The following is an 18521-nucleotide window of genomic DNA, read 5'->3' as shown; positions in this document are numbered from 1 at the left end:
CCTGTATGTAATGAAGGATGGATACATGCGGGGGTGATTGAGAATGAATGTAAGCATGCTACGTTACGAGGAGGACATATGAGACATGTAATTGCAGTAGCAGATCGCATGAACCTCTGGATTTTTAATCTGATTGTCATCATCTTCGGATTGATTTCCCTGCTCACGATATATCAGGTTTTCGCTCGCTATGTGTTGAAAAACCCACTTGTGTGGTCAGAGGAGTTATCTCGTTACCTGATGATTTGGATTGTATTTTTGGGAACAGCGATCGCTTTACGCAAAGGGCTTTTGATTTCTGTTGAAATCATCCAGCAGCTTGTCCCCAAAAAGGTAAAAAAAGTGCTGGAAGTCATCACTGTCCTGATTAATCTCGTTCTATTATTCATTCTGATCAAATACGGCTTTGGAATCATGACAAATCTGGTGGGACAAAGCACAGGGGCGATGGACATTCCTGTTGCCTGGACCTATGCTGCGATTCCGGTCGGAGCGATTCTGGCATTTCTGAATAGCGTGGTTGTCCTGATTGAAATCTTTACAGAGAAAGGGGAGGAGAAGAATGGCGGGGATCTTATTCTCTAGTTTGCTCATTCTGTTTGCGCTAGGTGTTCCGGTCGCCTTTTCCATGGGATTGGCCAGTATCTTCGCCATGATGGACAGCGGAATATCTTTGCAAGTCGTGATCCAGAGAGTATTTTCCTCCCTTGACTCCTTTCCGTTGATGGCCATTCCGTTCTTTATCCTTGCCGGTAACATTATGGAGTACAGCGGGATATCGCAACGCTTGATCAACCTGGCCAATTCGATTGTGGGTCGCATGACGGGTGGATTGGGTATGGTGACCGTATTGACAGCGATGTTTTTTGCCTCTATTTCCGGGTCAAGTGCCGCGACGACCGCAGCGATTGGCAGCATCCTCATCCCAGCTATGGTCAAGCGAGGATTTCCGAAACCATTTTCGACCTCTGTCCAGGCGGTTTCAGGTGAGCTGGGTGTCATCATTCCACCCTCCATCCCTATGATCATCTTTGCATTGAGTGCAGGAACAGCGATCTCGATCGGAGATTTATTTTTGGCGGGTATTGGTCCTGGGCTTCTCATCAGCCTCTCACTCATGCTGGTGATCTATCTCGTGAGCAAGCGAAATGGCTACGGTCAATTAGTGTTGAGTGCCGAAGAGCAAGAGGCGGAAGCAAAAATGATGAGCTGGCAGGGAAGATGGGACGCATTGCGAAAGGCGGTATTGCCTTTGATGATGCCTGTCATCATTCTCGGAGGAATCTATGGCGGGATTTTTACGCCAACGGAAGCAGCGGCTGTTGCAGTCGGATATGCGCTAGTCCTCGGTCTGTTTGTTTACCGTACCATCAATCAGACGAAAATGATGGAAATTCTGCGCAGCTCGGTTTTATCGACGTCTGTCATCATGCTCATTATCGGAAATGCGGGTTTGCTCGGTTGGGTGCTTACGGCAGAAAAGGTTCCGAGTCTTGTCGCCAACTGGTTTGTCTCTATTTCTGACAGTCCTATCGTCTTCCTATTGCTCGTCAATCTACTCTTGCTGTTGGTCGGGATGTTTCTCGAGACAGGGGCATCCATTGTCATTATTGCACCAATTTTGACTCCTGTTGCGATGCAATTTGGCATTGATCCCATACATTTTGGAATTATCATCATTGTAAATCTGGCTGTTGGCATGGTTACGCCACCTATAGGCGTGAACTTATTCGTCGCTTGCCAGATTGCCGGATTACGTATCGAACAAATCATGAAATCGATGCTGCCGTTTTACTTGATTTTAATTATTGATATCCTGTTGGTAACCTATTTACCGCAGATAACTCTCTGGCTGCCATCTATTTTGAAGTAAGAGGGGGAAGGCAATGAAGATTGTAGTAGCACCAGATTCCTTCAAAGGCTCCATATCTGCGCGTGACCTATGCGCTGCGGTGTGCAGGGGCATTCATGCCGCGGACCCGAAGATTGATGTGATCGAGCTCCCATTGGCAGATGGCGGGGAAGGAACCGTGGACAATATGGTTTACTCGACCCAAGGCGAAACCAGACTCGTACAGGTAAACGACCCGTTGGGAAGGCCCATTCGTGCAGCCTATGGCATCCTTGGCGACCATGCTACTGTGATTATCGAAATGGCCCAGGCTTCCGGTCTTCCGCTATTGAAGCCCGATGAGAGAAACCCGCTCATCACAAGCAGCTTCGGAACAGGAGAACTGGTATTACACGCCCTTAACGCAGGCTATCGGAAATTCATCATTGGTTTGGGCGGGAGTGCTACCAATGACGGTGGTGCAGGCATGTTGAAAGCGTTGGGGGCTGCCTTCTACGATCAGGATGGAGTTTTGCTACCGAAAGGCGGGGCTTCACTCGAAAAGCTTTCATACATGGATCTTTCCGGACTGGACAAAAGGCTGCAGGAGTCTACCTTTACCATTGCCAGCGATGTGAACAACCCATTATGTGGTGCCAATGGCGCTTCGGCTGTCTTCGGACCGCAAAAGGGTGCTACACCAGAGATGGTACAGCGTTTGGATATGGCGCTATCCCGCTTTGCTGACGTAGTCGAAAAGCAACTCGGTATTGACGTGCGTCATCTGCCAGGAAGCGGGGCTGCTGGCGGGATGGGGGCTGCGTTATTAGCATTTCTTCATGCAGAATTCAAATCTGGTATTGAGCTTGTCATGGATGCGATTCATTTTGAGCAAAAAATACAAGCAGCCGATCTGATCATCACGGGTGAAGGGAAGCTGGATGAGCAAACGATGGCTGGCAAGGTCATTGCTGGCGTATGTAAAAAAGCTAAGCCTTATCAGATACCAACTATCGCGATTTGTGGAGGCATGGAGCTGACCAGTGATCAGATGGATGAGATTGGTTTGCTAGCAGGGTTTTCGATCGTGCCTAAGCCATGTAGCCTTGAGCAGGCCATGGAACAGGCAGAAGGATGGGCACAGGAGCGAGTGGAGCAGATAATCCGGTTCATGAAGCGGTTCGTATAGCAAATTTTCCAGAGAGGATGGTGTACCTTGCGACCAAGCGTATATATTACGAGACGAATTCCCGATAGCACGTTGGAGAAGATCAGCGAAGTCTGTCAGGTAGAGATGTGGGAGGAGGAAGACATACCTGTCCCACGCGCTGTATTGGAAGAAAAAATAGAAAACATAGACGGTTTGTTCTGTCTCTTGACGGAGACGATCGACGAGGCACTATTGCAAAAAGCGAAGCAATTAAAAGTCATCAGCAATATGGCTGTTGGCTATAACAACATCGATGTAACCGCAGCCACCGAAAAGGGCATCTTCGTGACCAACACTCCTGGTGTACTGACGGAAACCACTGCAGATTTGACATTTGCCTTGTTAATGGCCACCGCACGTAGAATTGTGGAAGCATCTGATTTTCTGCGCGAGGGAAGCTGGAAAACTTGGTCCCCGATGCTGTTAACCGGTCAGGATATCTATGGGGCGACACTTGGGATCATTGGTATGGGTCGGATCGGTGAATCGCTGGCAAAACGGGCAAAAGGCTTTGACATGCGTATCCTCTACCACAACCGCAGTCGCAAGGAAGAAGCGGAAAAAACATGGGGAATCGAGTATGCCGACCTAGACAGCTTGTTGCGTGAATCCGATTTTGTCTGTGTGATGACACCGTATACGGAAGAGACCCGGAACCTGATCGGGGAAAGAGAATTGTCCTTGATGAAAAATTCGGCGATTCTCATCAATACTGCACGTGGCGGCATTGTAAATGAAGCAGCCTTGTATGAGGCATTGAAACAAAACAAGATTTGGGCAGCGGGAATTGATGTATTTGAGCAGGAACCAGTCAGTCCTGATCATCCGCTTCTGACTTTGCCCAATGTGGTCACGCTGCCACACATCGGCAGTGCGTCCATTCAGACTCGGACACGGATGGCTGAGCTGGCTGCGGCCAATCTGATCCAGGGAGTAATGGGAGAGCCGCCGAGAAATCGGGTGAATCAGGACGTTGTGCAAGCAAGGAAAATCGATGTATAGCTTCAAAAAATGAAAAGCTTCATTCCTCTTTGGGAACGAAGCTTTTTTGGTTTGCGTGGAGCGATTACCCTTGCTGGTTCAAAACCTGCAAGCCCTCTCGTTTCTTCCTGATCACAGCTCTCCGATGATGCAAGGTATAATACGAAACGACGTACATAAAGCTGTAGTTCATGGCCGATGCGATCATTCCCAGTACGAATGAGCCAACCCCCATACCGGTATCAAGCAAAAGAAAGTAGGTACCCGTTGCCAATCCTCTGCGCTCGTTTGGAGCGGATTTGATCGCGATGGCTTGAAAGCTGGGGAAAACACTACCATAGCCGAGTCCAATCACGCCGCTCGCCACCAAAAACATGACCGGACTATGTGCTTGGCTCAGGAGGTAAAGGGGCGGGAAATGACAATCATAATGGCATAAATCACAAAGAAGTAGCTGGAGGTCTCCACCATGCCTTGTTCTTTCGCATAGACAGGAATAAAAGATAGCAATCCACTATAGGCAAACGAGAGCTTCTCGATCACCGCCATTCAAGACCTCCATGACGTAGACAGGCAGTGTAGCCACCAAGGCGTAATACGTGATGAACAAAAACAAACTGCTGAGACAAATACTGAGGAAGTCCCTACGCCATAGGGGCTGTCGTTGCAATGTAATCTCTCCTATCCCACGGATGATAGATTTTTTATCCATGCAGCTCCGCGTTAATATTCTCTCTAATTTTGGCTAACAACTTTTTTAACAGCTCAATCTCATTCAGCTTCTTTTTTCCCGGAGAATACCCGGTCAACACTGTACAGCGAGCTACCGCTGATAACCAATGCAACCAGCATAGCCAACAGGGCGAGGTCGAGCTCGTATCCAGCGCCTGTTCCATTTCCCATAAATCCACCGCCAAGCTTTGCAGTGAAGATGGCACCTACCATGACAATACCCAGCAGCCCAGAGAAGATGCGGGTACCCAATCCAAGAATCAGGGCAAGACCGCCAATGGTTTCCAGAAGTGTAACCACATATGCGAGAAAGGCTGGCAGACTCATGCTGCCGAAGAATCCGACCACGTTATCCAATCCCATCTGGAACTTGGCAATTCCGTGGATAAAAAAGGTAATCCCTGCAATGACGCGTAGGATAAGAGCACTCCATTCAAAACGACTATTCATAATGGCCTCCTAATTGTTTATGTTTAATAATAAGATTACTTTTCGTTAGTAAGTATACAATAATAATTAGAGTTGTCAACCCTCTCTATTCCTAGTGGATGAAGACAAGATTCGTTATTTACACTCCATTCTCATCATACGTTTTGAAGGAATCATAAAAGAGCGGTATACTGGAAGGAGAATGAGGTGATTTTATGAAACAGTCTTCCCTCTGTCCCAGGTTTGAAAAAGGCATGCAACTACTAGGCAAACGCTGGACGGGGCTCATATTGTATCAATTGCTTTCCGGGCCTCAGCGATTTTGTGCCTTGGAAGGAGCTTTGCCGGTAAGCGGAAGGCTACTCTCTGAACGCTTGAAGGATTTGGAGAAGGAAGGTCTTGTGCATCGCCAAGTTTTTACGGATTCAGCACCCGTACGCGTAGAATATTCGCTGACTGATAAAGGCCGTGCTTTGGAGCCGGTCTTGAAGGGAATTGAAAGCTGGTCGCAGCAATGGATCGAGCTGGACGCTGATCATGCATCCATAGACGAATAAAACCCCTCATTGAGGGGTTTTCTTTTTCCATTTCAGGTATTCGATGTGATTTTTTATCTCTGCCAGATCACTTTCGTTCAAACCTTGCAGATCAAAAAAGGGTGCCTGTGTCTCTCGAACGGATGCATGTTGCCAAAAGGGAGCGGGGTTGTCCGTTTTGCCGTGAAGAAAATCTGTTGAGACTTCAAATATGTCTGCTACATGGGAGATAAGATAATAATCGACACCTTTTTTCTCGCCGGATTCGATACGAGACAGAACCGTATTATGAATCCCCAGCTTCTCAGCCAGTTGGAGCTGGGACCATTTTTTTTGTTCGCGAAGCCATTTGATTCGTTTACCAACCACTGACATGCTGGAACCACCTTTCCGTTATGGCAATATTATTTTATCAATTTTCCAAAACGGAAAAAACAAGTTTGTCGAAATGACAAAAATTGTATTGACTTTGTTAAAATGGAAACGATATGATGACTTTAATTAGGAGTTTGCTATTTTTACAAGAGGGGGAGAATAGCAAATGGAAGTGGAAGTAATCAATCTTGCGTTTATTGCCAAACGGAGAGCGGAATGTGGTTGGACTCAACAGGACATGGCAGAGTTTTTGGGCTTCAAAAACGCCTCTGCCTATCAAAAATATGAGAAGGGCGAGTATGCTTTCAAAGCCATTCATTTGCCCATATTGGCCAGGAAGCTCGGGTGTGACCTGCAGGATTTATTTTACAATCGCCAAGTTTTCTAATGCGCATCGGTTTTGCTAAAACAGCAAAATAAAGACAGAAGGCAGGTAAGGAGTGAAACCAGTGAAGCCGTATGAGGCAAATTTGCGACAGCTGGAAATTTGGAAAAAGACGATTGAGTATGAAATTCAGATGATGGCGCCACAAAGCAAGGCAGCTTGCGACGACTTTGTGGTTCGCCTGCTGCTTTTTGAGCAGAAATTACGGGAAGAGATGAATGTACAACGTTCATAGCTTAAAGAACGAAAAGTGCAGGTTTTACAGTTACTGTAGGTTAAAAAAGTAGGATTTCATGAACGGTATCACGAATCCTTTGAACATGACAGAAAAATAGCGGTTACGCTAAGGCAGCGCTCCGCTGTGTGTATGGCCATTGCTACCGGGTAAACTTGTCGGCAATGGTGGAAGCACAGAAGGAATGAGGCTTGATTTCTGCGCGAAACTGATTCGATGCTGCTAAGCTGAGTAGAGACTGGATAAACTTACGAGTAGGTCCATTCGCACCAATGTCAAAATGGAGACGGACAGGTGTGTCATGATCGTGGTCGCGAAGGTATTGGCGTACTTCGGTCGCTAAACCTACTGCGTAGACCGCTTCCTGAAAAATGCGTTGCTGCAGTGAGGAGTAGCGCTGCTCCTGGAACTTGTGATAAAAGAACGATCCGCCATGACCGGGCCGAATGACGGTGATGACCAGAGCAAAGAATGTGCCGCGACTTTTCAGCTGGGAATCGGCACCCACGATAATCTCGAAGGAGCCTTTATTGGAAGCGATGGTCTGTTCTATCAGGGAGAACACATCATCTTTGGTTAATTGCCCTTTGGTAGGGCTGTGAAAAGATTCAAACAGGTTGTTAGTCGAAGATAAGCCCACTCGCATCCCTCCAAAACGAGGCTCACTGTCACTTGCATCCAGTTTCCTTACACCATTAATGTATGTAATCTCTCGGAGAGTATGTGAACGGGTAAGGACAAAAAAGCTCATGAATAAACAAATAACAGTTTTTTTTACAATGAATTATGAAGAAAGTTTGCCTCATGCGGTGCGTGTAGCATCAGGCTGTTTGGGCACTTGAGTGATAATAAGAACGAATGTTCCTTATTATAGATAAGCTTTTCCCTATCCCGATTGATGTATGAAAAAATGAAATCAGGAGGCACGAAGCATGACGAAGGTGTATTTACCCCAGGTACAAGAAAATCGACAAGCAGGACATGATATCGATCCTGTCTTTTTGAATCGTTGGTCCCCGCGTTCCTATAAAACTGACGCGGTACCAGATGAAGTGCTGTTCAGCTTGTTTGAAGCGGCGCGTTGGGCTCCATCTGGTAGCAACGAACAGCCTTGGCGCTTTATTTTTGCCCGTACACAAGAAGATAGAGAGCGTTTCTATCCATTTATCGCGGAGGGCAATCGCGCATGGTGTGAAAAGGCACCTGTCCTCGTTCTCGTCTTGTCCAAAACGATCAGCTCGCGTGAAACTCATCTCCGCTCCCATGCTTTCGACGCAGGAGCAGCTTGGGGATATCTGGCGCTGGAAGCCACTCGTCAGGGTCTGGTCACGCATGCGATGGGTGGTTTTGACCCGGAAAAAGCGCGCGAGGTGCTGAGTATTCCAGCTGAATATGAGCTCCACGCCGTGATCGCGGTGGGCTATCAGGGTGAAAAGGAAGCATTGTCTGAAGCCTTCCAGGAGCGGGAAAAGCCATCCTCCCGCCGTCCGCTGGAAGAAACGGTTTTTGAAGGAGTCTTCAAAGAAAAGTGATGGAACTTCAGGCACATGAAACGTACATGCGTGCTGCGATGGAGGAAGCACAGAAGGCCGCTGCAATCGGTGAGGTACCGATCGGCGCTGTGATCGTTCGCGACGGGGAAATTGTAGGTCGAGGCTACAACCTGCGGGAAACCCGCAAAGATCCTACTCTCCACGCCGAAATGATCGCGATTCGGGAGGCCAGTGAACGATTGGGTGGCTGGCGTCTGATCGGCTGCACCTTGTACGTCACACTGGAGCCCTGCCCGATGTGCGCTGGAGCCATCGTGCAAAGCAGGGTCGAGCAGGTGGTATATGGCGCAGTCGATCCCAAAGCAGGTTGTGCCGGGACATTGATGAATTTGCTAGAGGAACCTCGCTTTAATCATCAGGTTCCGGTAGTAGAGGGTGTGCTTGCCGAAGAGTGCGGGCAATTGCTGAAGGATTTTTTTCGTGGCTTGCGAAAAAAAAGACAGCCTGCTCTCCCTGAAAAGTGACGAAAAACCGCCCGGTGCAACTCGGCAGATGCGCCTGGGCGGTTTTTGCTTGGTTATTTTTGAATGTGATTGCGCAGCATTTCCAGCTCTTCTTCGGTCAGCTCCCGGTATTCGCCCAGCTCGAGGCTCGGATCGAGTGGGATAGGACCCATGCGTACGCGCTGCAGGTAGGCGACATGCAAGCCAAAGGCAGCAAACATGCGTTTTACCTGGTGAAATTTACCCTCCATGATGGTGACGCGAATCTCCGAGGTTTCTCCGGAAGAGAGGATGTTAAGCGTGGCCGGCATGGTGGTAAAATCCTCAAGCTCTACACCTTTGGCAAACTCCTTGACATGCTCCTCTGTCACGCGACCTTCGATGCGAGCGAAGTATTCTTTTTCCACTTTCTTTTTGGGGGAAAGCAGGCTGTGCGAGAACTGTCCATCGTTGGTCAAAAGCAGAAGCCCTTCGGTGTCGATATCCAGACGTCCCACGGGATGCACCTTGATCGCCCATTCGTACGGAAGCAAGTCGACAACCGTCTCATGCAGGTTGTCCTCCGTCGCAGAAACGACTCCAGGGGGCTTGTTCAGCATGACGTAGACCCACCGCTTGTAGTTGAGCTCCTCGCCATCAACGACGATCTCCTGTTCTTCCGGTATGACGTGCATACCAGGATCAGTCGCGACTTTCCCGTCTACGACTACAACCTTATTCTTTACGAGTGCTTTCACTTCCTTGCGTGTGCCAAAACCCATATTGGCGAGCACTTTATCCAATCGTTCACGTTTCATCTATGTTCCTCGTTTCTTTTATGTACTTTAGGGAGTACGGATTCGCTCTACTTTGGAGAAAATGACAAGGCAAATGCCCGTTTTGCATACTCTTACTAGTTTGTCCTATTGGCAGGCTCAAATCAAGAGGTGGCAGGGATTTACACTTGCATTTGAGCATAAGTTTTGCTATATTAAATAATGTTTCGATAAACGATATGGAGAGATACCCAAGTGGTCATAAGGGGACGCACTCGAAATGCGTTAGGCGTCGTGAGGCGTGCGTGGGTTCGAATCCCACTCTCTCCGCTTTGTAGGAGATGCAAAGCATATTTTTGCCGTAGGCGAGAATATGCTTTCGTTTTTTTTTATTGGCAAAAAAGAGAAATTTTCATGTTCTGGAGGTTCAGATCCAGCATTTCCAATATTCACATTAAGAGGAAAGGAGAGATGTCTCGAATGAAGACTCAAAATCCGCAACGAATTCGACAATATATCGTGTTTCTGGCAGGTCTTTTTTTTATGGGACTTGGAATCGCGCTGGTGACGAAATCAAACCTCGGGACGTCGCCGATTTCCAGTGTTCCGTACGTGTTGAGCATGACGCTTCCCATTTCGATGGGAACGCTTATTTTTCTGTTATGTACCTTGTTCTTTTTCATTGAACTGATGATTGTGGGCAAAAAATTTCCCAAGAAGCAGTATCTGCAGTTGCTTGTGGGACCGATCTTTGGCGTTTTTATTGATTTGGGAATGGCGATTTTCTCGTTCTTGGATCCTTCCTTGTATTTCGTCAAAATCGTCGAGTTGGTGATCGGTTGCATTCTTCTTGCACTGGGGATCTACCTGCAAATTGCGGCGAATACGATTTTGAACCCGGGTGAAGGTGTGGTAAAGGTCATCGCCGATAAAGTGGGGAAAGAGTTTGGCAATGTTAAAATGATGTTTGATGGAACCTTGGTGCTGGTCGCTTTGATGGTTTCGTTTGTTGCTTTTGGATCAATCGAAGGTCTGGGTGAAGGGACCATTATTTCCGCCTTTCTGGTAGGCTTCTTCGTGAAGCTGATCAGCCGGATCGGGAATAAAATCGTGTATAAAAACAAGCTGGAAAATGCAGCTTGAGCCATCCTTATACGTGTTGAAAGAGCCATCAACCAGGCATATGTTTGGGTTGATGGCTCTTTCTGTTTCTTCGTTAAATCGCCCCGAGTTCGCGTTCATTATTTTCCGCAAAATACTCCACCAAAAAGCTTTGTAACTTGCGAGCAGCCAATGAAAGATACCGTTTTTCCAACCAGGCTTGAACGAGACTCATCATGGCAGCAGGCTCTTCTACCTCACAAACAATATTGGGTTGTATGCCCGCTCTCCCCAGGATGTCGGCATTTGTTTTTCGCAAGGGATGGCCCGTCTTATACTCGACAAAAGGTTCATCCGCTATCTCGTGCAGTGAAATGCTTTGTCGCCCAGCAAAACGATGCCCAGGAGGGAGGGCGAGGCTTTCCGCCAGAGACACGCGGTCATGCGCTCGGAATTTCCGCTACAGGATTGGCAGTCGGTGGCGCGCTTGGTCCGGTTATTGCGGCATTGGTCGTAAGTGTCGTGCATTGGCGATGGCTGTTCTGCATTCCGTTATTTATCGTGTTTATCCTGCCGTACTTCCGCAAACATTTGGACAATCATCAAGGGGATCGGACGCGTATCGTGGCTTGGCGGAGGGCTGCTCGCAGTGACAGTCGCTCCTTTTGTTCCAGTGACTCTATTGAAAAACAAACGCTATGCGGCCGGATTGGGATTATGCGTATTGGTAATGGGGATGGGCTTTTCACTTCCATTTTTGACGCCGCAGCTTTTGGCTGAAGTCAATCAACGGGAAGCGGGATGGATCGGCTTCGCGATGGTACCTGCTGCAGTGGTATCTGCTTTGTTGGCTAGAAGGGTCTTGTACCTGATCAGTTTCCTGCTGCTTTCGGTCTTTGTGGGGATAGAGCCTGTATTCGTTGCGCTCTTTTTGATCTTTGGAACGGTGGGTCAACTGTTCATACAAATCTCGATGTCCAATGCGATATCCCGAACACTCTCAAAGGAACAAACGGGGGTAGGAATGGGCCTGTTTTCGATGGTTGGTTTCCTATCTGGTGCCGTTTCAACAGGCATTTACAGCAAAGCTGTCGATTACGGTGCTGCGACGTATTGGATTCCGTGGAATCCTTACGCAAACGCGGCGGTTTTCAGCAATATCTACCTGGCGCTGATTGTTATGACGGCTTTGATTTTGGTGATATTCCGGTATTTCTTTAGCAAGGAAACCGTGACAAATATTCATAAAGGGTGAAGAGTTGGTTCGTATGACCGGTTGTTTGAGGCAACCGGTTTTTATAATTATCAGAAATGTATAAAAATAATTGCAGCTGTAAAATGCTTTACTGAATGTCCTGCTGCTCTTCTTGTATCGTGGGTACTACAGCAGCATGTTGACCAAGACGGACGAGTACCATTCTGACTCCTTTTCGATGACGTACATCCCGTTTTCTTTGGACAGGAACTGCTGACGCTCCAATTCTTTCATCGTATTGGCTACCGTCACACGCGAGGTACCGACTACGTTGGCGAGCTCCTGGTGTGTAAATTTCACGGTGATGACGCGCTTTCCATCCGAGACTTTCCCATACGTGCTGCCGAGCTGCAATAACGTGTAACAGATCCGCTGCGTGGCGGAGTAGAAACTCAGCTGCATGCTATGGGAGATCAGTACGTGATTTTTCAGGTCGATAAAACGCAGCGCCTGATGAGCGAGCAGCGTGTTTTGGTTCCAGGCTTCCCGGAATCGCTCTTTCGGAATTTTGATGAGAGCAGCCTTGCTGGCAGTGATGACTGCGTGGTTGTAGGTCGGGTGATCAAAAAGACAGCTTTCACCAAGCAAGCCATTCTTGCCTACGATCGCAATTGTTTTCTCGTCTCCGGAAGGCGAGGTGAAGAACATGCGGATACGCCCACTCATGACCACATAGATGTGCCCTGCAGGTTCGTCCTGATGAAAGATGATTTCATGCTTCTTCAGCAGGATGGTTTGTCCGAGAGGGGCAACGTCCTGCCAATCGTACGGGAGATTCTCCATCCAAGGTGAGCTCTTGGTATCAATAGTCAAAATCATAGTCTGTATCACTCCATACCAAAATGAACAGTGAGGAAAGAGGGTTATCAATGTGTTTCCATTTGCAAAAGAACGAGCGTATTTTCCGATTTTGAATGAACAGATCATGCTGTCCAGCTGCTCCCAAAGCGCACTGAGTCGACAGGTCGAGGAAGCGATTCATTCCTATTTGGACACGCTGCGATACACAGGGATGGACTGGATGCGCTGGATGGAAGAAGTAGAGGCAGCGAAGCAGCAGTTTGCCAAGCTGATCAACGCCTCACCTGAAGAGATCGCGGTTCTGTCATCCGTATCGGATAGCGCATCATCTGTAGCGAGCGCCCTGGATTTCACTGGTCAAAGAAATCAGATCGTCACAACGGAGATGGATTTTCCGAGTATCGGTCACGTGTGGCAGGCCCAAGAAAGGAAAGGCGCACAGGTCCGATTTATTCCATCACAGGATCAGATGATACCGTTAGCGTACTATAACCAAGCCGTCGGTGAACAGACCCTGATTACCTCCGTTCCCCATGTTTCGTATTACAACGGATTTAAGCAGGATCTGCAAAAAATCGCCTCCATCGTTCATGAAAAAGGCTCTTACCTGTTTGTAGACGCCTATCAGTCGGCTGGAAGTGTAGACATCGATGTAAAGGCGGCAAACATTGATTTTCTCGCGGCAGGGACACAAAAATACTTGCTGGGCATTCCGGGTATCGCCTTCCTGTATGTGAAAAAGGAAGTAGCAGAGAAGCTGGAGCCTGCAGTCACTGGATGGTTCGGCCGTACCAATCCTTTTGCCTTCGATATCAAATGCCTGGATTACGCACAAGGAGCGCGTCGCTTTGAAACGGGGACTCCTCCGATGATCAATGGTTATGCGGCTCATGCTGCACTGCGCTTGCTCAATGAGATTGGAGTCGAAAAAATCGAGAGCTATCTGGGAGAGCTGTCTGAAAAAGCGGTCCAATACGCAGGGGAAAAAGGGCTCACCGTAGTCAGTCCCCATGATCGGAGTCAGAAAGCATCCAATACGGCTATCTATGTTCCGGAAGCATCAAAAGCCGAGATTCTCTTGAGAGAAAGAGGAATCATCGTTTCGGCCCGCAATGATGTGATTCGCATCGCTCCCCATTTTTACAATACCGAGCAAGAAGTGATGACAGCGATTGACGCTTTGGCTGAGCTGACAGTCAGACTGTAGGAGGATTTGGATGAGCGGGGCCAATCGTAAAAAGAAGATAATGCTGGAATGGGGCTTGATCTTTATAGGGACCGCGATTGTGGCTTCTACCTACTATCTGTTTCTGAAGCCCAATGACATCATGACCCCAGGGTTGGGAGGGGTAGCCATCCTGATTGGCTATCTTCTTCCTCTCTCTTTGGGACTGATTTACTTCTTGCTCAATATTCCGTTGTTTTTGTTAGGTTATCGGTTCGTGGGAAGACAATTCGTCATTCGAAGCCTGGGAGGCATGGTCAGCCTGTCGCTATTCCTGTCCCTGTTTGAGTTCTTGCCTGGCTGGCATCAGCCGATTGCGGGAACTTTACTCGGCGGGGCTATCAGCGGTGTAGGAATTGCGCTTGTTCTACTGGGCGGAGGAACGACAGGCGGGGTAGATATAGCTAGTGTTGTGATTTATAAAGTGTGGCCGACTTTTACAATTGGACGCGGCATGATTGCGATCAATAGTCTGATTGTCATCGCTTCGTGGATGACGACAGATGTTTTACATTCCATCTATACGTTGCTCTCGCTCCTCATAGCGGGAAAAACGATCGATGTCTGTTACGCCAAGTGGTCAGGGAAAGGCGGTGATTACGGAGAAAAGGCAGAAGTGACCTCGTAATAGTCAAAATATTGGGAATTAGGAACGAACAAAGGGGGTTACCAGGTTGAAAGACAACTTTATGGAACGTGAATCAGGTCTGCACAGAGGACTTACCAAAGGCCAGCTTACAATGATTGGCTTGGGTGGGGCGATAGGAACAGGATTGTTCATGGGAAGTGCTATCGCGATCAGTTACGCGGGGCCTGCCGTCATTCTCAGCTATGTCATCGCAGCATTCATCGCGGTCATCATGATGTTCAGTCTGTCCGAAATGGCAGTTGCGCATCCGACAGCAGGTTCGTTTGGCGTCTACGCGGAAAAATACCTCGGTGGCTGGGCAGGCTTTACTTCTCGTTGGACATACTGGGCTGCACAAGTAATCGCTGTCGGAGGAGAGGCAGTCGCCGTAGGGATTTATATGACCTATTGGTTTCCCGATATCCCCGTCTGGATCTGGACACTTGGTTTTGGTGCCGCACTGATCTACGTCAACTCTCGTTCTGTTGAAAATTTCGGCAGCTTTGAGTATTGGTTTGCCATGATTAAAGTGGTTGCAATTATTGCGTTCATTATTTTTGGTATCGCCGTTGTCTTTGGAATTGGTACACCAGCCGTAGGTTTTGAAAATTTTACAAAGCATGAAGGGTTCATGCCGCATGGTTTTGGCGGGGTCTGGATGGCTGTACTGATGGCCATTTTCAGTTTCGTCGGGGTCGAGGTGATTGCCGTGACAGCGGGTGAGGCGAAAGATCCTCGTTCGGCCGTACCGAGAGCCATGAGGACGATGGTTTTCCGCTTGATCGTGTTCTACTTCCTTGCGATGAGCATTATGATTGCGGTGGTACCATGGATTCAAGCAGGGGCGAAGGAAATCGCGCAAAGTCCGTTTGTTCTTGTCTTTGATCATGTCGGCATTACAGCTGCAGCCGGCATCATGAATTTTGTCGTCATGACGGCAGCACTATCCAGTATGAACACCAACCTGTATTTGACATCACGGATGATCTTCTCTCTTTCTCGCAGTCAGTACGCGCCTGATACATTGGGCAGGCTGTCCAAAAACGGAACGCCGATCAACGCACTCCTGCTCTCCAGTCTAGGGGTAGCTATAGCGGCGCTCATCTCCAAAATCAGCCCATTGGCCTACAACTACCTGTTTGGTATCGCACTTTTCGGTGCCTTGTACGTCTGGCTGTTGACGCTATTGTCTCACTTGAGATTCCGCAAGCAATGGGAGCTGAGCGGTGGAGAAAAGCTTCCGGTACGCGCTCCGCTGTTCCCGATCCTGCAAATCATCGGGATTGCGCTGATTGCTGCGATCCTCATCACGATGGGTTTAGACACGGAGTTTTGGAATATATCGTGGATTATAGGGGTTCCGTGGCTGCTGTTTCTCACTTTGATCTACTATGCCAAGTACAAGAAAAGGCTGGGTCAGCTCAATAAGGACGAGTCAGGGAAAACAATGTAAAAAAATAGCCCTATGATGATGGTGTGGATGTTCCGACACGATAATCATAGGGCTTCTTATTCCATTACTGGGCATGGAGGGATTCGCGCAGTACCTTTTCCATCGCCATGACATCAACGTACTGACCGTCGAGTATTCCTTGCTTTTCAAAGATACCAATTTCCCGAAACCCTCTTTTTCGATAAAGGCCTTGCCCGAGCTGGTTCTTGGCGAAGGTAAACAAAACGATCTTGTGAAAGCTTTGGCTATGTGCTTTCTTTTCTAACTGCTCCAGAAGATGCTGGCCGACACCATGACCTCGGAAGCTGCGCTCCACGTAAATGGAAAGGTCAGCTACACCGTCGTACGCACAGCGATGAGAATAGCGGTTTAATGAAGCCCAGCCGACCACAACATCAGCCATTTCAGCCACCAGCACCGAATACCTCCCCTGATGCTCGCCAAACCAGCTCGTCATATAGACCATGTCTTTTTGATCCAGCTCCAGGGTAGCGATGCGATCTTCGATACCTTGGTTGTAGATGAGCCGAATTTGTTCCAAATCACGAGCCTCTGCGTGACGGATGCGTATTTCCTGCATGACCTTCCCTCCAAATGCCTACATTTCGTTCTTTTCGCAGCAGTTATTTTGCTCTGATTCTTCGCAGCATGCGCTTTCTTCACTTTGGACATCTTCGATCTTGATGTCGCAGCATGCGTCTTGCTTCTTGCCCAATAGATGGTTCCAGATTGTCATTGTTTTCACCTCCTTTACAAGAAATAAAACAGGTAGCCAGATAGTGTAGCCATGATCAGAACAGACACGATAAAGGCCACCACCAGTCGTCTCTGGAAAATCGCGCCGAGCAATGCAATCTCAGGCAGGCTCGCTCCAGCGGAACTAATCATCAAGGCCATGACAGGAGCGAGTGCCATTCCTTTGGCGAGCAGGATTTGCGACATGGGGATCATCATGGAAAGCCGGATGTACAAGGGAATGCCGATCACTGCAGCTATGGGAACCAGCCACCATTGCTCACCACCCAGTACGGAGGAAATCCAATCAGCGGGAACGACACCGTGGATGACAGAACCGATCGCAGCTCCGGCGATCAGGTACGGGTAAACGGTCCTCATCATACTGAAGGTTTCCGCCCATGCAGTCGTCCAGCTGAATCGCTGTGTCTTTTCTTCGTACCCGGTCATCACCACTTGTTTGACCGCTTTTTCAAAGCCCAGCTTTTCCAGTGTCAGACCAATTGCGACAGATAGGATCGACGTGATAACAGTGTAAGCGACAGCTACTTTTATCCCGAGCATGGCTCCCATCAGCGTGATAATCGTCGGGTCCAGAACCGGTGATGAGAATAGAAAGACCATGACGATACCGAAGCGCACCTTTTTATTCAACAGATTGACCACTACAGGAATGGTGGAGCAGGAGCAAAAGGGTGTGATGAAAGCAAACAGGAGTGCAGCCAAGACTCCAAGGACGGTGTTGTTACCGGACAGGTAGCGATTTATTTTTTCATAGGGAATCAAGCCTTGAAGCAAGCTGATGAGAAAGGAAATGCCAATAAACAAGATCGTTAATTCAAAGGCGATGGACAAAAACGATTGAAGCCATGTGATGAACATATATGTATCCCCCTTTTTGGTTGTAAAATGCAAGTATTTATCAAATAGAAGACTACCCCAGTGGAGTAGTGCAGCATTTTCCTGATTTCGCCATGCTCTCGTTTAACAATTGAATGGAGCGAATCACCGTTTCTTTTTCGAATGCGTTCATGTGCGAGAACACTTCTTCCAGATACAGCTTCATCTGCTGATCGATCGTCTCGGTGACATAGTTTCCCTCCGGAGTGAGCGATAGCAAGGATACGCGGCGATCTTCCGGGTCAGGCGTTTTTTTCACGAGATTCATTTTGATCAGGGATTGAATTTGACGGCTAAATGTAGTGATATCCGTACCTAATGTTTCGGCGACTTGCTGCATGGAGGGACGGCGTTGGCGAGAGATTTCATAAAGAATATGGCTTTGTACCAGGGATATGTCGCATCCCCCAGCAGTACAGCAGTTTTTATTGAGAAAACCGAAGCGGCGTGTCATCACTTGAAACAATTGGCGTAGATCATCCATACTTTTCATTCACCTCAACATCACAATATGCCATTTGATTGCATTTTGCAACTTGTTTTTTTGTATTTTTTATTTAAATAACCATATAGTTATAGTACTATTAGGTTGTGAAGTAAAAGAGAAAGGAGGGATTGACATCGAGATGGATTCCAATCAGTTGGTGACCATTCTAAAGGCATTGGCTGATCCTACCAGGCTGAAGATCGTGGGTTTGTTGAGCCATCGCAACTGCTGTATTTGTGAACTGGTCCCGATTTTCGGGATTTCACAGCCAGCCGTATCGAAGCATATGAGTCGCTTAAAAAGTGCGGGACTTGTGGTGGAAACGAGGAGGGGGCAGTGGGTTTTTTACGCCTTGAATCATGAGCGTTTGGAACAGGTTCGATTTGCCTTGGGGAATCTGCCTGATTACTCCGCAGAATTTGAAAGGCTTGCTGAACAGGGGCTCCTGGTCACCTGTGAATAGAGACAGAG

Annotated in this window: 28 protein-coding genes and 1 tRNA gene; 17 read left to right on the top strand and 12 right to left on the bottom strand. The window is 48.0% G+C overall.

Features of this window, described 5'->3' with window-relative positions; genetic code table 11:
* The first annotated feature begins 78 nt into the window (after positions 1-78).
* The 4 genes from EDM52_RS13170 to EDM52_RS13155 are packed head-to-tail and all read left to right on the top strand — an operon-like array spanning position 79 to position 4043.
* A complete protein-coding gene (locus EDM52_RS13170) occupies positions 79-585 on the top strand; it encodes a TRAP transporter small permease (protein WP_183185078.1) in 507 nt (168 codons plus the stop codon).
* The gene (locus tag EDM52_RS13165; protein ID WP_122909442.1) at positions 563-1873 is read left to right on the top strand and encodes a TRAP transporter large permease; all 1311 of its coding nucleotides are present in this window, start codon (positions 563-565) and stop codon (positions 1871-1873) included. The genes EDM52_RS13170 and EDM52_RS13165 overlap by 23 nt, the downstream gene beginning before the upstream one ends.
* Before the next feature lie 13 nt (positions 1874-1886).
* The gene (locus tag EDM52_RS13160) at positions 1887-3020 is read left to right on the top strand and encodes a glycerate kinase (protein ID WP_122909441.1); all 1134 of its coding nucleotides are present in this window, start codon (positions 1887-1889) and stop codon (positions 3018-3020) included.
* A 27-nt stretch (positions 3021-3047) separates the two neighbouring features.
* Positions 3048-4043 carry a 2-hydroxyacid dehydrogenase gene (locus EDM52_RS13155; protein ID WP_122909440.1) on the top strand — a complete coding sequence of 332 codons (996 nt, stop codon included), beginning with the start codon at positions 3048-3050 and terminating at the stop codon, positions 4041-4043.
* 64 nt (positions 4044-4107) lie between these two features.
* Here the strand turns inward: EDM52_RS13155 and EDM52_RS13150 are convergent, their stop codons facing one another.
* The 3 genes from EDM52_RS13150 to EDM52_RS13145 all read right to left on the bottom strand — a co-directional run bounded on the left by EDM52_RS13150 (position 4108) and on the right by EDM52_RS13145 (position 5204).
* On the bottom strand, positions 4108-4398 hold the full coding sequence (locus EDM52_RS13150) for an MFS transporter (RefSeq protein ID WP_148038756.1): 291 nt from the start codon (positions 4396-4398) through the stop codon (positions 4108-4110).
* A gap of 20 nt (positions 4399-4418) precedes the next feature.
* Positions 4419-4571, bottom strand: a complete 153-nt coding sequence (locus EDM52_RS24360) for an MFS transporter (RefSeq protein ID WP_148038755.1) — start codon at positions 4569-4571, stop codon at positions 4419-4421.
* A 222-nt stretch (positions 4572-4793) separates the two neighbouring features.
* Positions 4794-5204, bottom strand: coding sequence for a DoxX family protein (locus EDM52_RS13145; RefSeq protein ID WP_122909438.1), 411 nt, complete (start codon positions 5202-5204; stop codon positions 4794-4796).
* A gap of 194 nt (positions 5205-5398) precedes the next feature.
* Here EDM52_RS13145 and EDM52_RS13140 point away from each other — a divergent pair, with 194 nt between their 5' ends.
* A complete protein-coding gene (locus tag EDM52_RS13140) occupies positions 5399-5740 on the top strand; it encodes a winged helix-turn-helix transcriptional regulator (protein ID WP_122909437.1) in 342 nt (113 codons plus the stop codon).
* A 6-nt stretch (positions 5741-5746) separates the two neighbouring features.
* Here EDM52_RS13140 and EDM52_RS13135 read toward each other — a convergent pair whose 3' ends face one another.
* Positions 5747-6094 carry a helix-turn-helix domain-containing protein gene (locus tag EDM52_RS13135; RefSeq protein ID WP_122909436.1) on the bottom strand — a complete coding sequence of 116 codons (348 nt, stop codon included), beginning with the start codon at positions 6092-6094 and terminating at the stop codon, positions 5747-5749.
* 166 nt (positions 6095-6260) lie between these two features.
* Between EDM52_RS13135 and EDM52_RS13130 the strand changes: the two genes are divergently transcribed.
* Both EDM52_RS13130 and EDM52_RS24700 read left to right on the top strand, forming a co-directional pair.
* Positions 6261-6482 (top strand): helix-turn-helix transcriptional regulator, encoded by a 222-nt coding sequence (locus EDM52_RS13130; RefSeq protein WP_276531792.1) that lies wholly within the window; start codon positions 6261-6263, stop codon positions 6480-6482.
* 61 nt (positions 6483-6543) lie between these two features.
* A complete protein-coding gene (locus EDM52_RS24700; RefSeq protein WP_183185076.1) occupies positions 6544-6714 on the top strand; it encodes a hypothetical protein in 171 nt (56 codons plus the stop codon).
* Between the two features lie 142 nt (positions 6715-6856).
* On the opposite strand, the gene EDM52_RS13125 is transcribed toward EDM52_RS24700, so the two are convergent.
* A complete protein-coding gene (locus EDM52_RS13125; protein WP_245996896.1) occupies positions 6857-7360 on the bottom strand; it encodes a ribonuclease H-like YkuK family protein in 504 nt (167 codons plus the stop codon).
* A gap of 286 nt (positions 7361-7646) precedes the next feature.
* On the opposite strand from EDM52_RS13125, the gene EDM52_RS13120 reads away from it, so the two are divergent.
* Together EDM52_RS13120 and tadA are read left to right on the top strand one after the other, a co-directional pair.
* Positions 7647-8246, top strand: coding sequence for a nitroreductase family protein (locus EDM52_RS13120; protein ID WP_122909434.1), 600 nt, complete (start codon positions 7647-7649; stop codon positions 8244-8246).
* A complete protein-coding gene (tadA, locus tag EDM52_RS13115) occupies positions 8246-8731 on the top strand; it encodes a tRNA adenosine(34) deaminase TadA (RefSeq protein ID WP_122909433.1) in 486 nt (161 codons plus the stop codon). The genes EDM52_RS13120 and tadA overlap by 1 nt, the downstream gene beginning before the upstream one ends.
* A gap of 53 nt (positions 8732-8784) precedes the next feature.
* Here tadA and EDM52_RS13110 read toward each other — a convergent pair whose 3' ends face one another.
* Positions 8785-9507, bottom strand: a complete 723-nt coding sequence (locus EDM52_RS13110; RefSeq protein WP_122909432.1) for a pseudouridine synthase — start codon at positions 9505-9507, stop codon at positions 8785-8787.
* A 199-nt stretch (positions 9508-9706) separates the two neighbouring features.
* On the opposite strand from EDM52_RS13110, the gene EDM52_RS13105 reads away from it, so the two are divergent.
* Both EDM52_RS13105 and EDM52_RS13100 read left to right on the top strand, forming a co-directional pair.
* Positions 9707-9795 (top strand) — tRNA-Ser (locus EDM52_RS13105).
* Positions 9796-9945: 150 nt separating this feature from the next.
* Positions 9946-10608, top strand: coding sequence for a YczE/YyaS/YitT family protein (locus EDM52_RS13100; RefSeq protein ID WP_122909431.1), 663 nt, complete (start codon positions 9946-9948; stop codon positions 10606-10608).
* Between the two features lie 73 nt (positions 10609-10681).
* Here the strand turns inward: EDM52_RS13100 and EDM52_RS13095 are convergent, their stop codons facing one another.
* Positions 10682-10927 carry a type 2 periplasmic-binding domain-containing protein gene (locus EDM52_RS13095; RefSeq protein ID WP_245996901.1) on the bottom strand — a complete coding sequence of 82 codons (246 nt, stop codon included), beginning with the start codon at positions 10925-10927 and terminating at the stop codon, positions 10682-10684.
* Between EDM52_RS13095 and EDM52_RS13090 the strand changes: the two genes are divergently transcribed.
* Positions 10873-11346, top strand: coding sequence for an MFS transporter (locus tag EDM52_RS13090; RefSeq protein WP_245996895.1), 474 nt, complete (start codon positions 10873-10875; stop codon positions 11344-11346). The genes EDM52_RS13095 and EDM52_RS13090 overlap by 55 nt on opposite strands.
* Positions 11324-11821, top strand: coding sequence for an MFS transporter (locus EDM52_RS24355; RefSeq protein WP_183185074.1), 498 nt, complete (start codon positions 11324-11326; stop codon positions 11819-11821). Before EDM52_RS13090 ends, EDM52_RS24355 begins: the two co-directional genes overlap by 23 nt.
* 126 nt (positions 11822-11947) lie before the next feature.
* On the opposite strand, the gene EDM52_RS13085 is transcribed toward EDM52_RS24355, so the two are convergent.
* Positions 11948-12640: a Crp/Fnr family transcriptional regulator gene (locus EDM52_RS13085; RefSeq protein WP_183185072.1), complete on the bottom strand. Its 693-nt coding sequence runs from the start codon at positions 12638-12640 to the stop codon at positions 11948-11950.
* A gap of 52 nt (positions 12641-12692) precedes the next feature.
* Here EDM52_RS13085 and EDM52_RS13080 point away from each other — a divergent pair, with 52 nt between their 5' ends.
* Genes EDM52_RS13080 through EDM52_RS13070 form a run of 3 tightly spaced genes read left to right on the top strand, consistent with a single transcriptional unit; the run spans position 12693 to position 15928 of the window.
* The gene (locus EDM52_RS13080; protein WP_245996894.1) at positions 12693-13829 is read left to right on the top strand and encodes an aminotransferase class V-fold PLP-dependent enzyme; all 1137 of its coding nucleotides are present in this window, start codon (positions 12693-12695) and stop codon (positions 13827-13829) included.
* A gap of 10 nt (positions 13830-13839) precedes the next feature.
* Positions 13840-14475 (top strand): YitT family protein, encoded by a 636-nt coding sequence (locus EDM52_RS13075; RefSeq protein ID WP_122909427.1) that lies wholly within the window; start codon positions 13840-13842, stop codon positions 14473-14475.
* 46 nt (positions 14476-14521) lie between these two features.
* Complete coding sequence (locus EDM52_RS13070; protein ID WP_221175548.1) at positions 14522-15928, top strand: amino acid permease; 1407 nt, start codon at positions 14522-14524, stop codon at positions 15926-15928.
* A gap of 64 nt (positions 15929-15992) precedes the next feature.
* Here the strand turns inward: EDM52_RS13070 and EDM52_RS13065 are convergent, their stop codons facing one another.
* Genes EDM52_RS13065 through EDM52_RS13055 form a run of 4 tightly spaced genes read right to left on the bottom strand, consistent with a single transcriptional unit; the run spans position 15993 to position 18047 of the window.
* Positions 15993-16508 carry an arsinothricin resistance N-acetyltransferase ArsN1 family A gene (locus EDM52_RS13065; RefSeq protein WP_122909426.1) on the bottom strand — a complete coding sequence of 172 codons (516 nt, stop codon included), beginning with the start codon at positions 16506-16508 and terminating at the stop codon, positions 15993-15995.
* Between the two features lie 18 nt (positions 16509-16526).
* Positions 16527-16664 (bottom strand): hypothetical protein, encoded by a 138-nt coding sequence (locus tag EDM52_RS24695; RefSeq protein ID WP_183185070.1) that lies wholly within the window; start codon positions 16662-16664, stop codon positions 16527-16529.
* A 14-nt stretch (positions 16665-16678) separates the two neighbouring features.
* On the bottom strand, positions 16679-17545 hold the full coding sequence (locus tag EDM52_RS13060) for a permease (protein WP_122909425.1): 867 nt from the start codon (positions 17543-17545) through the stop codon (positions 16679-16681).
* Positions 17546-17597: 52 nt separating this feature from the next.
* Entirely contained in the window at positions 17598-18047 is a 450-nt protein-coding gene (locus EDM52_RS13055) for a MarR family winged helix-turn-helix transcriptional regulator (protein ID WP_122909424.1), read from the bottom strand.
* A gap of 142 nt (positions 18048-18189) precedes the next feature.
* On the opposite strand from EDM52_RS13055, the gene EDM52_RS13050 reads away from it, so the two are divergent.
* Complete coding sequence (locus EDM52_RS13050) at positions 18190-18513, top strand: ArsR/SmtB family transcription factor (protein ID WP_122909423.1); 324 nt, start codon at positions 18190-18192, stop codon at positions 18511-18513.
* Positions 18514-18521 lie beyond the last annotated feature (8 nt).

The sequence above is a fragment of the Brevibacillus invocatus genome, from assembly GCF_003710915.1.
In the GTDB taxonomy this organism is placed as follows: Bacteria; Bacillota; Bacilli; order Brevibacillales; family Brevibacillaceae; genus Brevibacillus; species Brevibacillus invocatus.
Note: the sequence above shows the minus strand (reverse complement) of the source record. Positions and strands in the feature narration are given on the sequence as shown.